15 protein-coding genes are annotated in these 13,971 nt (G+C 30.0%); 5 read left to right on the top strand and 10 right to left on the bottom strand.

From position 1 onward, the window contains the following. The first annotated feature begins 100 nt into the window (after positions 1 to 100). Positions 101 to 1,135: a transporter gene (locus tag Q0C58_RS11655; protein WP_290701743.1), complete on the top strand. Its 1,035-nt coding sequence runs from the start codon at positions 101 to 103 to the stop codon at positions 1,133 to 1,135. A gap of 63 nt (positions 1,136 to 1,198) precedes the next feature. Here Q0C58_RS11655 and Q0C58_RS11650 read toward each other — a convergent pair whose 3' ends face one another. After that, a complete protein-coding gene (locus Q0C58_RS11650) occupies positions 1,199 to 2,137 on the bottom strand; it encodes a LysR substrate-binding domain-containing protein (RefSeq protein WP_290701741.1) in 939 nt (312 codons plus the stop codon). Positions 2,138 to 2,249: 112 nt separating this feature from the next. Here Q0C58_RS11650 and Q0C58_RS11645 point away from each other — a divergent pair, with 112 nt between their 5' ends. Then, positions 2,250 to 2,729, top strand: a complete 480-nt coding sequence (locus Q0C58_RS11645; RefSeq protein ID WP_290701738.1) for a DNA starvation/stationary phase protection protein — start codon at positions 2,250 to 2,252, stop codon at positions 2,727 to 2,729. A gap of 55 nt (positions 2,730 to 2,784) precedes the next feature. On the opposite strand, the gene Q0C58_RS11640 is transcribed toward Q0C58_RS11645, so the two are convergent. The 8 genes from Q0C58_RS11640 to Q0C58_RS11605 all read right to left on the bottom strand — a co-directional run bounded on the left by Q0C58_RS11640 (position 2,785) and on the right by Q0C58_RS11605 (position 11,374). Then, positions 2,785 to 3,204: a DUF2141 domain-containing protein gene (locus Q0C58_RS11640; RefSeq protein ID WP_290701735.1), complete on the bottom strand. Its 420-nt coding sequence runs from the start codon at positions 3,202 to 3,204 to the stop codon at positions 2,785 to 2,787. Between the two features lie 100 nt (positions 3,205 to 3,304). Beyond that, positions 3,305 to 4,636 (bottom strand): OmpA family protein, encoded by a 1,332-nt coding sequence (locus tag Q0C58_RS11635; protein ID WP_290701732.1) that lies wholly within the window; start codon positions 4,634 to 4,636, stop codon positions 3,305 to 3,307. A gap of 125 nt (positions 4,637 to 4,761) precedes the next feature. Continuing rightward, positions 4,762 to 6,093, bottom strand: coding sequence for a DUF58 domain-containing protein (locus tag Q0C58_RS11630; RefSeq protein ID WP_290701730.1), 1,332 nt, complete (start codon positions 6,091 to 6,093; stop codon positions 4,762 to 4,764). Between the two features lie 442 nt (positions 6,094 to 6,535). After that, positions 6,536 to 7,519 carry a MoxR family ATPase gene (locus tag Q0C58_RS11625; RefSeq protein ID WP_290701727.1) on the bottom strand — a complete coding sequence of 328 codons (984 nt, stop codon included), beginning with the start codon at positions 7,517 to 7,519 and terminating at the stop codon, positions 6,536 to 6,538. After that, entirely contained in the window at positions 7,501 to 8,739 is a 1,239-nt protein-coding gene (locus Q0C58_RS11620) for a DUF4350 domain-containing protein (RefSeq protein WP_290701724.1), read from the bottom strand. Before Q0C58_RS11620 ends, Q0C58_RS11625 begins: the two co-directional genes overlap by 19 nt. Position 8,740: 1 nt before the next feature. Beyond that, positions 8,741 to 9,475, bottom strand: coding sequence for a DUF4129 domain-containing protein (locus Q0C58_RS11615; RefSeq protein ID WP_290701721.1), 735 nt, complete (start codon positions 9,473 to 9,475; stop codon positions 8,741 to 8,743). 4 nt (positions 9,476 to 9,479) lie between these two features. Beyond that, entirely contained in the window at positions 9,480 to 10,367 is an 888-nt protein-coding gene (locus Q0C58_RS11610) for a hypothetical protein (RefSeq protein WP_290701718.1), read from the bottom strand. Positions 10,368 to 10,378: 11 nt separating this feature from the next. After that, a complete protein-coding gene (locus Q0C58_RS11605) occupies positions 10,379 to 11,374 on the bottom strand; it encodes a stage II sporulation protein M (protein WP_290701715.1) in 996 nt (331 codons plus the stop codon). 35 nt (positions 11,375 to 11,409) lie between these two features. On the opposite strand from Q0C58_RS11605, the gene Q0C58_RS11600 reads away from it, so the two are divergent. From Q0C58_RS11600 to Q0C58_RS11590, 3 genes are all read left to right on the top strand, one after another. Then, on the top strand, positions 11,410 to 12,126 hold the full coding sequence (locus Q0C58_RS11600; RefSeq protein WP_290701712.1) for an RDD family protein: 717 nt from the start codon (positions 11,410 to 11,412) through the stop codon (positions 12,124 to 12,126). 167 nt (positions 12,127 to 12,293) lie between these two features. Then, the gene (locus tag Q0C58_RS11595; protein WP_290701710.1) at positions 12,294 to 12,746 is read left to right on the top strand and encodes a DUF1569 domain-containing protein; all 453 of its coding nucleotides are present in this window, start codon (positions 12,294 to 12,296) and stop codon (positions 12,744 to 12,746) included. A 46-nt stretch (positions 12,747 to 12,792) separates the two neighbouring features. Continuing rightward, complete coding sequence (locus Q0C58_RS11590; RefSeq protein WP_290701707.1) at positions 12,793 to 13,395, top strand: trimeric intracellular cation channel family protein; 603 nt, start codon at positions 12,793 to 12,795, stop codon at positions 13,393 to 13,395. A gap of 187 nt (positions 13,396 to 13,582) precedes the next feature. Here the strand turns inward: Q0C58_RS11590 and Q0C58_RS11585 are convergent, their stop codons facing one another. Continuing rightward, entirely contained in the window at positions 13,583 to 13,792 is a 210-nt protein-coding gene (locus Q0C58_RS11585; protein ID WP_290701745.1) for a hypothetical protein, read from the bottom strand. Positions 13,793 to 13,971: the final 179 nt, after the last annotated feature.

The following is a 13,971-nucleotide window of genomic DNA, read 5'->3' as shown; positions in this document are numbered from 1 at the left end:
AAACATCAAATTTTAATTATAACAAATTCATTTAATATAAAATGAAACACTATATCAATAAACATCAAATTTTAATTATAACAAATTCATTTAATATAAAATGAAACACTATATCAATGCCTTATTTTTAATGGCTACAACAGTGCTATTTGCACAATCAAACGAAACAGAAAATACTAATAAATGGAGAGGAAGTAGACCAGATGGTCATGCGCCTATTTCTGTTATGGGAGATCATACACATGGAAAAGGAGAGTTTATGCTTTCTTACAGGTTTATGAGTATGAATATGGAAGGTTTAAAAACGGGAAATAACAATGTTTCTCCATCAAGTATTTTAATCCCAAATGGAGGGCAATATATGGTTACACCAACACGTATGCCTATGGATATGCATATGCTTGGTTTAATGTATGCGCCAAATAATCGTGTTACATTATCTGTTATGGCAAATTATATGAGTATGGAAATGGATCATATTACAGCAATGGGTGGACAGTTTGCTACAGAATCTTCAGGTTTTGGAGATGTTAAACTAGGCATGCTTTATAAGTTTTTTAACAAAAACAAAAACCAGTTGCATGGTAATTTTTCTCTTTCTTTACCAACAGGAACTTTTAATAATAAGGATGTTACACCAGCATCAAGTGGGAATGAAGTTGTTTTGCCTTATCCTATGCAGATTGGAAGTGGCACATTTGACGCAACATTAGGTTTAACGTATTTAAAACAATATGAAGCTTTTTCTTTTGGTTCTCAGCTTACAGGTTTGTTAAGAATAGGAGAAAATAGTAACGATTACAGTTTAGGAAACCGTTACAGTTTAAACAATTGGTTGGCTTTTAAAGCGAATAATTGGTTAAGTTTTTCGGGAAGAGTTGAAGGTTTAATTGTAGATGAAATAAATGGAGAAAATCCAGTATTAAATCCAAATATGATAATAACGGCAAATACTAATAACTCTGGTGGAACTTATATTAATTCTGGTTTGGGTTTTAATTTATATGTGCCAAATGGTACACTTAAAAACTTGAGACTTGGGTTTGAATATGCTACACCTTTTTTGCAAAATGTAAATGAAACTCAATTAAAAACGAATGAAACAATAACTTTTGGGTTGCAATACGCATTTTAGAATACCTCTAATTCAGATAAAAATAAAAGCGGCTATTTAGCCGCTTTTATTTTTATAATAATTTTATTTAGCCAAAGGGCTTATTATCTGTACATTTTGAAATGCTATTGCGCCTCTAATAATTCCAGAAATTACATCTTGAAGCGCTTCAATAATTTGCATTTTCAATTCACTTTTATGATATATTATACTCACTTCTCTTGCTGGAGAAGGCGCATTAAACTGCTTTAAATTGTTTCTTGTTTTTTCATTAATTTCTAATGTGTGTAGATAGGGAAGTAAAGTCATGCCTAAGCCTTCGTTAGATAGTTTTATTAAAGTTTCTATACTACCACTTTCTAATTGAAAATGCTCATCGGTTTGGTCTTTAAAAACGCGACACAAGTTAATAACACCATCTCTAAAGCAATGTCCATCTTCAAGTAAAAGCATGTCTTCGATGTCTAAATCTTCTGTATCAATTGTTTTTTTACTACTTAAGCGATGGCTTTGCGGTATGTAAGCCATAAAAGGTTCAAAATATAAAACACGTTCTTTTATAGCCTCGTTTTCTAAAGGCGTAGCTGCTATTGCTGCATCTAGATGTCCATCGTTAATTCTAGTAATTATTTCTTCGGTAGTAAGTTCTTCAATTTTAAGCTTTACTTTAGGATACTTTTTAATAAAAGATTTTAAAAACATTGGTAGTAATGTTGGCATTACTGTAGGAATAATTCCTAATCTAAATTCACCACCAATAAATCCTTTTTGTTGATCTACAATATCTTGAATTCTATTAGATTCGTTAACTATATTTTTAGCTTGACTAACTATTTTTTTACCAACTTCGGTTAACTCTATTGGTTTTTTACTTCTGTCGAAAATTAAAATATCTAGTTGATCTTCTAATTTTTGAATTTGCATACTTAATGTAGGCTGCGTTACAAAACATTTTAGTGCTGCTTTGGTGAAATTTTGATGTTCTGCTACTGCAAGAACATAAGTTAATTGTGTAATTGTCATCTAAATAGGTTTAAACTATAAAAATATAAAATCTATCAATAAAATTTATGATAATTAACATTTAATTTCATATTACCTTTATATTGTAATTAAATCATTTAAAAATAAAATTATGACACTAAATAGCTTAGGATTAAATGCAGGAAAAACGAAAGATGTAGCAAAAGATTTAAACGATTTATTAGCAAATTTTCAAACGTATTACCAAAATTTAAGAGGCATACATTGGAATATTAAAGGAAAGAATTTTTTTGGTTTACATGTTAAGTTCGAAGAGCTTTACACAGATGCAAACATGAAAGTTGATGAGATAGCAGAGCGTGTACTTACTTTAGGTGAAATACCTTTGCATACTTTCGATGATTATATTAAAAAAGCAAAAGTACCTGTAGGAAAGAATGTATCTAAAGATGTTGATGCAGTAGAACTTATTGTACATTCCTTAACCGAATTATTGAAACTAGAAAGACAAATTCTTGATAAAGCAGGAGATGCAAACGATGAAGGTACTAATTCTATGATGAGCGATTTTATTGCAGAACAAGAAAAAACAGTTTGGATGATGAATGCTTGGTTAGAACAGAGTATTTAAATAAAACAACAAAGGCAACTTAATAGTCGCCTTTGTTATTAAAATACTTGATTGGTTAAAATCTAATGTTCATTTCTAAATCTTCATTTTTTAATTCAAATTTAGCTTCGCTATATTGTGGAGGTCCATAACCTAAAGGGTTGTTAGACATGCCATAGTTTTCAATAGGCATTCTATTAGTATCAAAATCCATTGCCTTATTCTCATTTTCATCATGCAATACTAATATAGCGTAGGTTCCAGGAGTTACATTTTTAAATGTTGCTTTAACCTTTCCGTCTTCAATTTTGGTTTCAATATTTTGAACACCATCTGCAACTAGAAAAGTCGTTTTGTTATGTAATGTAAGTAATACTTTTCCTGTGTTGTTTTTAACGTTATCTACAGTAACTGTAATGTTACGGTTTGTATTTTCTTGAGCAAAAGAAAATAATGAGGAGATAAGGATTGCTAAAGTAATTGTAATAGTTTTCATAATAAATGTGTTTTAGTGTTATTGATAAATCAAATATTCAACATAACTAAAACGTATTCTAAACTAAGTAACCCAACTGTTAATTTTAATAGACCAATTGTTAATTAACTATAAAAATCTCTATGCGTCTGTTTTTTAGCCTTCCATCCTCAGTACTATTATCTGCAATAGGTTTTTCTTCTCCATAACCTTGAGAAGTTAAATTATTAATATTTATGCCCTTAGAAATTAAATAGTTTCTAGCTTCTTTTGCTCTTTTTTGAGACAATAGCATATTTGTTTCGCTACTACCAATAGTGTCTGTGTGTCCTGCAATATGAAATTTCATGTTAGGTTGTGCTAGCATTACTTTAGCAATATTGTCTAAGGCAGCCATATCACTATTGGTTAATAATGCATTGCCATTACTAAACAATACTGCATTTACAAGCGTATTTAACTCATTAGTAACTTTTAATTTAATAGCATTATTGCGTTCTACTTGTTGTTGATTTTGTGCTATGTTTTTTTGTTGTGCTTCTTGTTGTATTTGTTGTTTTGTTGGGCAACCAGCATTTTGTGGAGATCCAGGTTGTTGTGGACATTTGTCTTTTCTATCTATAACACCATCTTTATCTGTATCGAAAACTGGGCAACCATCGTCTTTAATTTCACCTTTAACTTTTGGGCATTTGTCGTATTTATCTGGTGTGCCATCACCATCATTATCTGGACAGCCACGCATGGCAGTAGGACCAAAATTGTTAGGGCATAGGTCTTGAGAGTCTATAACACCATCTTTATCTGTATCTGGACAACCATTGGTTTCAAACGTACCAAATAACTCTGGGCAAGCGTCTTTATCATCGTTTAAACCATCATTATCTGTATCTTTTCCGCCAAAACGAAAGATAATTCCAGCAGAATGTTGCCAATGCTGTAATCCATAGTCTTCGAAAGCATGTTTGTAAACAGATTGTATGTTAAACCCAAACGAATTACCAATCCAAATATTAGTGCCAATACCACCATTTATTGTTCCAGCACCAATGGTGTCAAGCCAAGTATAACCAGCACCAATTGTAGTGTAAGGATCTATACTACCCAAACCGTCTGTAAATTGATATTTAAACATGCCGTCTAAAGCAACGTATGGAAATTCTATGTTTTTAGAGTCTTCGGTTGGATAGTTTTCTTCTATACTGTTTAGAGATGCAACAGCTTCAAAAGTAATTCTATCTTTTATTAAACGTCCTGCAGATAGCCTAAAACCTGCTGCATTTAAGTTCCATGTTTTAAAACGGCCTAAGCCAGCTTCTTGATCACGTACTGGATTATTTATGGCATTTGGTCCAAAACTAGTTGTCCATGGACTATTTATTGTTTGAGAATGCAGATATTGAGAACTTATTACCAAAGCTATAGCAATAAGAAAGAAGCCAAATGGTTTCATCTAGGTTTTTTTTAAATTAATTAATAGCATTTGCAAGATATGCTAAAAATTAGAAAACTAAAAAACAAATAAAACTTTAGCGGCTAAAAGACTTAAAGTCAAGATAAAATACAATAGAATTGAAGCTAAAGTAGTCCTCTTGCTTTAATCTCTAAGTATTTATTTATGGTGTTAATAGTTAATTTTTCTGGTGCTGTTAATATACTCTGGATACCATATTTTTGAAGTTCTTTAACCATTAGTCGTTTTTCGAAAGAAAATTTTTCGGCAATTGTTTTATGGTAAATGGCTTGTAAATCTTCGGCATCTTCAGCAATAAGGCTGTCCAATTCTGTGTTTTCAAAGAGTACAACAACTAATAAGTGTTTTTTAGAAATGGCCTGTAAGTATGGTAGCTGCCTTTTTAAAGCACTAATATGCTCGAAGTTAGTATATAATAATAATAAACTTCTGTGTGTTACTTTACGTTTTAATTGTGCATATAAAATACCATAATCGCTATCTGTAAACTGCGTGTCTATATTATATAAACGTTGTAAAATTGTATTAAGGTAAGTTAGTTTTTGTATTGCTGGCAAAAAAGAATCTACAGTTTTAGAGAACGTAAGCATTCCAACTTTATCGTGCTTTTTTAAAGCGACGTTACTAAAAGCTAAAGTAGAATTTATAGCATAATCTAGTAATTTTAAACCATTAAAAGGCATTTTCATTACACGTCCTGTATCTATAACAGAGTAGATAGGTTGGGATTTCTCATCCTGAAACTGGTTGACCATTAATTTACCAGTCTTGGCTGTAGCTTTCCAGTTTACAGTTCTAAAATCGTCGCCTTTAACGTAGTTTTTTATTTGCTCGAATTCTGAAGTATTACCAATTTTACGAATTTTTTTCATTCCAAATTCTGTAAGATTATTACTCATGGCAAGAAAATCGTATTTCTGCATTTGAATAAACGATGGATAAACAGCAACCATTTGCTCGTTTTGGAACTTGAATTTTCGTTTTACAATTTTTAAAGCTGAAGAACAAAAAATATTGAGATACCCAAAGTAATATTCACCGCGTTCTAATGGTCTAACATTATAGCTAAAATCATGAATTTCGTTTGGTTGAAGAGTTGCGTTATAATCGAAATCTCTTTTTTGAAACTGTACAGGTAATTCGTCTATAACAGATACTTCAGTTTTAAAAGGATAGTTGTTAGTTACAGTAATTGATACTGGATTTTCGTCACTATTAGAGAATTTATCAGGTAATAAACGTCTTGATTTTATAGGTTCTTTTATACGATATAGTAACAGTAAGTCCATTAAAAACAATACTACTATTAAAGTTGTGATTATCCATGCAATTGGGTATAATATTGGGATCCAATACGACAATAAAAAGCATACTGAAGCACTAGCCAAATAGACATAGAAAGCGTTGTGTAAGTATAATGATTTTATGAATTTCATTTATTTAAGAGTTATAAACTAACAATTAATAACTCTTGTATTTTATTACTTAATTTCATTTTTCTTCTTTTTTAGTATGTTTGTAAAATAAAAATAGAAAAATAACAGGTATTAAAAAACCAATTAATGACGCGTAAAACCTCCAATTATTAAGCTCGTTTTCTAATCCTATTCCAAAAAATGTTTTCGCTGTAAAAAGAATAAACACTATTAAAATAATAAAGATAGGTAGTTTGCTTTTTTGCATAATTTATTTGATTTTGAGTTAATTTTCTATGTATAGAAACTCCAGAGGAGTTTTATATTAATAATAAACATTTTACCATGTTGCCAAACTCCTTAGTAGTGACTTGTAATATTATTGTGTCGCTCTTACAGAGCTAAATAAAGCATGTCGTTTATATAATTATTAATATTTCACCACACTGTGGTTTTTATTTATTTATCTTGGCACTTCCACACTTTGCACAATCATATCAATAACATTCTCAGTTTTCATGCCTTCCATTTCACGTTCTGGAGTTAAAATAATTCTATGATTTAAAATTGGTTTCAGCGATTTTTTTACATCATCTGGTGTTACAAAATCTCTACCGCTAATTGCAGCAAATGCTTTTGATGTATTTAAAATTGAAATAGAGGCTCTTGGTGAACCACCTAAATATAAATGCGGATGATTTCTAGTTTTAGAAACCAATTCTGCTATGTATTTTATAATTTTTTCTTCAACTAAAACAGATTGGATTTTTGCTTTATAATCTGCTAAATCCTTAGCATCTAGTATTGGTTGAATTAATGTTTGTGGTTTTTGCCCTTTACGCTCGTGGTGTGTTTGTATAATTTTAATTTCGTCTTCAAGACTTGGATAATCTACTTTTATTTTAAAAATAAAACGGTCTAATTGCGCTTCTGGTAAAGCATAAGTGCCTTCTTGCTCTATTGGGTTTTGTGTTGCCAAGACCATAAAAGGTGCTTCAAAAGGATAAGTTGTACCATCTACTGTTGCTTGTCGCTCTTCCATAGTTTCAAATAAAGCAGCTTGTGTTTTTGCTGGCGCACGATTTATTTCATCTATTAAAACAACGTTAGAAAAAATAGGACCTTTATGAAATTCAAACTCCGAAGTTTTCATATTTAAAACCGATGTTCCTAACACATCACTAGGCATTAAATCTGGTGTAAACTGTATTCTACTAAAATTGGTTTTTAAAACCTTAGCAAATAATTTTGCAGTTACGGTTTTTGCAATACCTGGAACACCTTCTATTAGCACGTGTCCATCTGCTAAAAGTGCAACAATTAGTAGTTCTATAAATTCTTGCTGCCCAACAATTACTTTGCCCAGTTCTGCTTTAATGGCTGTTACAGCATTTTTTAAATCCTCTAAAGGAATTCTGTTATTAAAATCTAAATCTTGGTTTTCCATGAGTTGTTGGATTTATAGGTTTCTATAGAAGTGTTTAGTTGTTCTAAAGCTTCTTTTGTAATATCGTTAGTGTTAGAAAGCGTATTAATAGTATTAAATAACGTTTTGGTATCTTCTATGGTATTATTACTTCTAGATGCTAAATTACTTATAAAGGTATCGTCTATTGTATTAGTGTTTAAGTGTAAATTTACTCTAATGTATTCTAAAAAATGCTGAATTTTATGTTGTGTAATAGCAGTGTGTTTACCACCTTCGTAATACATGTTTGCTATAGTTTGTGTAAACTCTAATGTTTGGTTTTTTAATGGTTTTACAACAGCAATAGCACGTTGCTTGCGTTTACCATCGAAAATTATATAGAATAAAGCACCAATTAACATAATGTAATAAGCCCAACGTAGTTGTTTTGCTTTAAAAAAAACATAGAGAGGAGACATGTGTGCTTTTTTTCCAGATTTGTAATAATTATCGAAATAAATAGACTGTTCTGGATTTACATAAGACAATAAACCTGCAGTGTAATTTTTATTATCATCTTTTAAAATGAAATAATTAGTATAGGCCTGCGGAAATAAATTTAGTATTATTTCGCCTTCTCCAAAGGCTTGTTTAATAACATTTATATGTTGCTTTTCTACAATGGAATCGTTCTTTGAAACATTTGAAATTGTTGCAATTACTTTAGTTTTAGTAGAATCGATTACCGAAAAATGTTCTAAAAAATTAGCTTTTTTAAAACTATATTGTTTCTTATTATTTAATGCTTCATTCTGAAGTTTAAGGCTAAAAACATTATCAAAATTTTTAAAATTACTAATAACCGAAGTCTCTAAATTTAAGGTGTCTAATAATTTATCTGAAATACTAGAAGAGGCTATAGAAAGCGTGTTTCCTTCTGCTGTCCACTCTAATAGTCTATCTAGTTCTGTTTTATCAAATTGTACATTTCCGTTTAAAAAGAAGTAAGTGCCATTAATATCAGTTTTAGTTTTTTTATCTAAAACTTCAAAAGGCGGACGCTCTAATTCTACAATGTTTTCTTTAGAAAAAAGACGCTCTAATTGCTGGTGAAAAACATAAGAACCGTAAGGTATTTTATGGTGTTTAGCATAACTAGGAAACCAATTTATTTTTTGTGGTTTATTATATTCTACAACAATAATAAGCACAACCACTAAGGCAGTAAGTACAATGTATATTTTTGCTCTTCTATCCAAATTAGTTTTTTACATTATTATTTAAATTAATAAAATCTAATTTTAAATTTTCGAATTTTAAAGCATCAACTTCAAATTCACCATACCAAACATAGTCGTAAATTTTAGTTATTTTACCAAATTGGTTTTGTAAAATAGTAGTCTTTATTTCTTTAATATAATCTTCGTTAGTTTTTTGTTGTTGCCATTCTATTATATTGTTTTCCGAGAGTTCTTTAATTGCTAATAAATAGTAATACCTAATGGCTAGTCTATAATCTTTTTGTTTTACAGCTTCTGCTATTAATGCATTAATGTCCTCATTTTTAATAATTTGCTCTTCGTCTGTAAATTTAATTTTAGATAATTTTTGCTCACCATAGATAATGTTTCTACTATTCACTTTTAGGAAAAAGCGAATAAGGAGCACCACTAAAGTACCTAAAAGAATATATGGTACTACTCTTAATACAAACCATACAGCTCCTGTAGCAGCATTTACACCAAATAAAAATTCTGCAATTCGCATGAGTATACTCATTGCCCAACGTTTAAATTTTGCCCAAGGCGAATCTTCGTCTGCTAGCTTTTCTTCATAATTAAAAGTATCGTTATCATTATATTTTTTAAGAGTTTCTTTACTAATGTCTTGTTTTTTGTAATAAGGCGCAGTGGTTTCTTCAGGGATAGTATTATCCTGAGAAAAGCCAATATTACAAACAAATAGTAATAGAAAAAGAAGTCTTAATAATTGCATATTACTATTCTGTTTTTCCTAAAGAATCGATTTGCTCAAAAGTACCTGTAAAGTTTTTCTTCTCGTTAATATTGAAATAAATAAAAACAGTAATAATTATAGTAATAAAGTTTAAAAAGAATCTAAAAGCATAGCTTACAAGATTTAAAACAATGTAAATGGGATCTTTATAAAAGGCAAACGGATCTCCTGCAGCATCGAAATCTCCAGAAAATATACCCATTTTAATATAGGTATAAATTGTTGCTGGTAAATTAAGTACACCTCCAATAACACCTGTAATTAAGGCTACTACAAACAGTACTAAAATGGTCATTAACCATTCGTCTTTAATAAAACTAAAACTATCGCTAAAGGCGTCCATAACTGTTTTCTTTTCAAAAATCATGATGCAAAACACTACAGACATTGGTACAACAAGATAAACAAATGGAAAAAAACATAACATAAAACCAACAGACAACACAAGACCTTTAAGGATACTTAAACCTATAAAACTACCAAAAGTTTGTTTTACTTCGTCTTTTACAGTGTCTGCGTTTACTACACCATCATTTTCGGTATAAGATTTTATGTAGTGTAAGGTTGTTGAATATGCTAAAGCATACACTAGTATTCCAGCAATAGTTAGTACTAATACAGAAATGATAAGCATTAAAATGTCCATTTCTTCACCTTCGAAAGGAGAAGAGCCACTAGTAATAAGTGATCCAAGGTCACCAAATGTATATAGCATAAAAGCTAAGCCAACAAAGAAAAGTATTAAGTAAGGTAAAGTGATTTGTATTACTAAAGCAAAAAATGGTTTGTATTCATTACGTAAAAATGCGAATACATCGCTTAGCATATCTCCAAGTTCGCGTTGTTTTTTAAATTGTATAAATTGTTTCATTCTATAATTATTTATTTGGTGGTTAATTCTTGAGTTTCTAATGTGTTTTTAATGTGTTCTTTTTTATGTATTTGTATTGGGTAAATTACATAGTAAAATAGTATAAGTGCTAAAGAAGCAGAGATAATAAAAATGGCAAGCCAGTCTGGCATTTCGGTATGTCTGGTTACAAATCCCTCTAAAAATCCTGCTATAATAAAAAATGGGATAGTACTAACTAAAATTTTAAGTCCGTTTTTTACACCTCTAACAAAAGACTCTAATCTTGTGTAAGTGCCTGGAAAGAGCATGCTATTTCCAACAACCAATCCAGAGCAACCTGCAATTATTATTACAGCAATTTCTATAGTGCCATGAATCCATATTGTTCTAGCAGATTCCCAAAGTAAGTCTTGTTGGTAAAACATGTATTGGAAACTGCCTAGCATGATTCCGTTTTGCATCATTATAAAAAGAGAACCAATACCTAGCATAAAACCATAACCAAAAGCATAGAGTGCAACTTTTATATTATTTAAGGTAATTCCTAAAAACATATTAAATTCGCCTTGCTCTTTATAAACACCCATTGGGTCGCCTTTTTCTATATTATTCATGGTCATGTTTACATAACCGTCTCCTAAAAAACTACGTACAAAATCACCTTCGTTAGCAGCAGAAAAAGCACCAATCACTACAAATAGTGTAAATACTAAAAAAGCAACTAAAAGTTCGCGATGGTGTTGGCGAAACATTAATGGAAACTCATGTGTAAAAAAAGTAATTAACCTGTTTTTAGATTCTTTTTTTGTTTTATAAATTTTGCGGTGAGCAGAAGATGCTAATCCATTTAAGTAGGCTTGTGTATTGCTATTTGGATAAAAAGTTTTAGCGTAACTTAAATGGTCTGTGATTTCGATATAGAGACTAGAGAGCTCATCTGGCGAAATAACCATATTATTTGACAGAACACTTTCAAATGTTAACCATTTATCTTTATTTTGCTTAACGAAAGCAGCTTCACGCATGTAATATCTTATTAGACTTTCAAAGAAAAGAAAATATGAAAGAACTTCAAATAGAAACAGCTCAAAATGTAGCAATTGTTCAAAATATAGCTGGTATAATGGATAGAATAGGTGCTTTTATAATAGATAGTCTTATTATTGGTATTTATCTGTTTGCTTCAATTATGTTATTAATGCTGTTAGATCTAAATCTAAGAGATTCTTGGTCTATCTATTTATTAATGTCTTTACCAGGATTTTTATATCATGTTTTGTTAGAAACCTTCTGGAACGGACAAACCGTTGGTAAGAATGTTTTAAAAATACGAGTAGTGCGTTTAGATGGTTCTAAACCTAGTTTCGCTAATTATTTTGTGCGTTGGATATTACGAATTATAGATGTGAGTTTAACTTCTGGAGGTTTGGCAACACTTGTAATTTTAATGAAAGGCACTGGACAACGTTTAGGCGATATAGCTGCAGAAACTACTGTGATTTCTGAAAAACGTAAAATAACAATAAACGATACTATTATTAAAGATATAGCATTGGATTATGTTCCAACTTATACACAGGTTACATTATTTAAAGATCCTGAAATGCAAACCATTAAAAGTTTGTATGACGATGCAAAAAGAAAAGGAAACCATAAAGTAATACTTAAATTAGTTGTTAAAGTGAAGGATATTATGGGAGTTGAACCAGAAGAACAACCCATAGTTTTTTTAGATACGGTTATTAAAGATTATAATTATTATACTCAGAACATGTAAGCAGAGAATAACTTATGCCGAACTTGCTTCGGTATCTGTTTTTTAAGTAATAGATTGTTCATTATAAATGTATTTTGAAGTCTTATAAGAACCTTTATAACTGAATAAAAAGAACTAAAACTATTTACATTAAAATAGTAATACTATAAGTTTAAAGCCTAATTATTATGAAAGACATTTTTAGCAAAGAAGTTACCACAGAAATCACTAATCGTATTAATAATCTAACAACAGAAACGCAACCTAATTGGGGAAAAATGTCTGTTTCACAAATGTTAGCACATTGTTGTGTTACTTACGAAATGGTATATACGGAAAAACATGCAAGACCAAATGCATTAGCCAAAATGCTACTAAAACTGTTTGTTAAAAATGCAGTAGTAAACCAAAAGCCTTATACTAAAAATGGAAGAACAGCGCCACAATTTATAATTGCAGATGCTAGAGATTTTGAAAAAGAAAAGCAACACCTTATTGCGTATATTTTAAAAACAGAGGCGTTAGGTAAAGATTATTTTGATGGTAAAGTATCTCATTCTTTTGGAAAACTAACTGCAACAGAATGGAATAATTCTTTTTACAAGCATTTAGATCATCATTTAACGCAATTTGAAGTTTAATTATCAAAGCACTAAATAAATTAAAATACTAATAATTTAATAACCAATGTTCTACATTATAGATATTTTAGGAACCATAGCATTTTCCATTTCTGGAGTATTAGTGGCACTCAATAAAAAAATGGACCCTTTTGGGATTCTTATTATTGCTTTTGTTACAGCGGTTGGAGGCGGAACTTTGCGAGATGTTTTAATTGGAGAAACTCTTGTAAGTTGGATGACGAATATGACCTTTGTTTACGTGGTTTTAGCCTCAACTATTTTGGCTGTTATTTTTAAATCTAAAATAGATTATTTACGTAAATCACTTTTTTTATTCGATACTATTGGCATTGGTTTATATACAGTAGTAGGAGTAGAGAAAGGTATTAATGCAGGTTTACATCCTATTATTTGCATAGCTTTAGGCACGATGTCTGCATGTTTTGGAGGTGTTATTCGAGATATTTTGTGTAATGAAATTCCAGTAATATTTAGAAAAGAAATTTATGCTACAGCCTGTATTCTTGGAGGTATTGCATACTTTATTATTAGACGTTTACCTATAGAAGGTAATCTTGTTTTTATAATTGCAGGTTTGGTGGTTATTTTAACTCGAATATTGGCTGTTAAGTTTAAATTAAGATTACCTAGTTTGTATAAGGATTAAAAGAAAAAAGAGATTAATGTTTTAATTATTATTGTCTAGCTCTTACAAAGCTAGACTTTGTGTTATACTTTATTTATATTTTGACAGAAACAATAGATACTATTAATAGTCCTAAAGCTCCATAGGAGAAATATATTAATAGAAAAATATTTTCCGAATTTATGTTAGCTCCAGAGGAGCGACACTATTAATCATTAAAGAGATATTCTGTCTTATAATCAATATTATAAGCTTTTAAAAAATCTATATATTCTTCTTTAAAGGTTTTCGTTTTATGGTGTTCTTTTTTATTTTTTATATAGTTTGTTATTTTGACTAATTGAGATTGACTTACAGTTAAAGCTCCAAAGCCAGTTTGCCATTCAAATTTTGCATTTAGAAATCTTTTTTCATTAATCCATTTCGATGAATTTGCTTTTATATCTAGTTAATATAATCTGAGATCTCATTGAAAAAGTGAGATTAGTTAAACTAATTATTTTAAATACTTTGTTGCTCAATTTTTCAAAACAGAGTTTCACTAATAAAAAAAGCTTCAGCAAATGCTGAAGCTTTAAAAGTCGGGGTGGCAGGATT

Source organism: Lacinutrix sp., assembly GCF_023299985.1.
Taxonomy (GTDB): domain Bacteria; phylum Bacteroidota; class Bacteroidia; order Flavobacteriales; family Flavobacteriaceae; genus Lacinutrix.
Note: the sequence above shows the minus strand (reverse complement) of the source record. Positions and strands in the feature narration are given on the sequence as shown.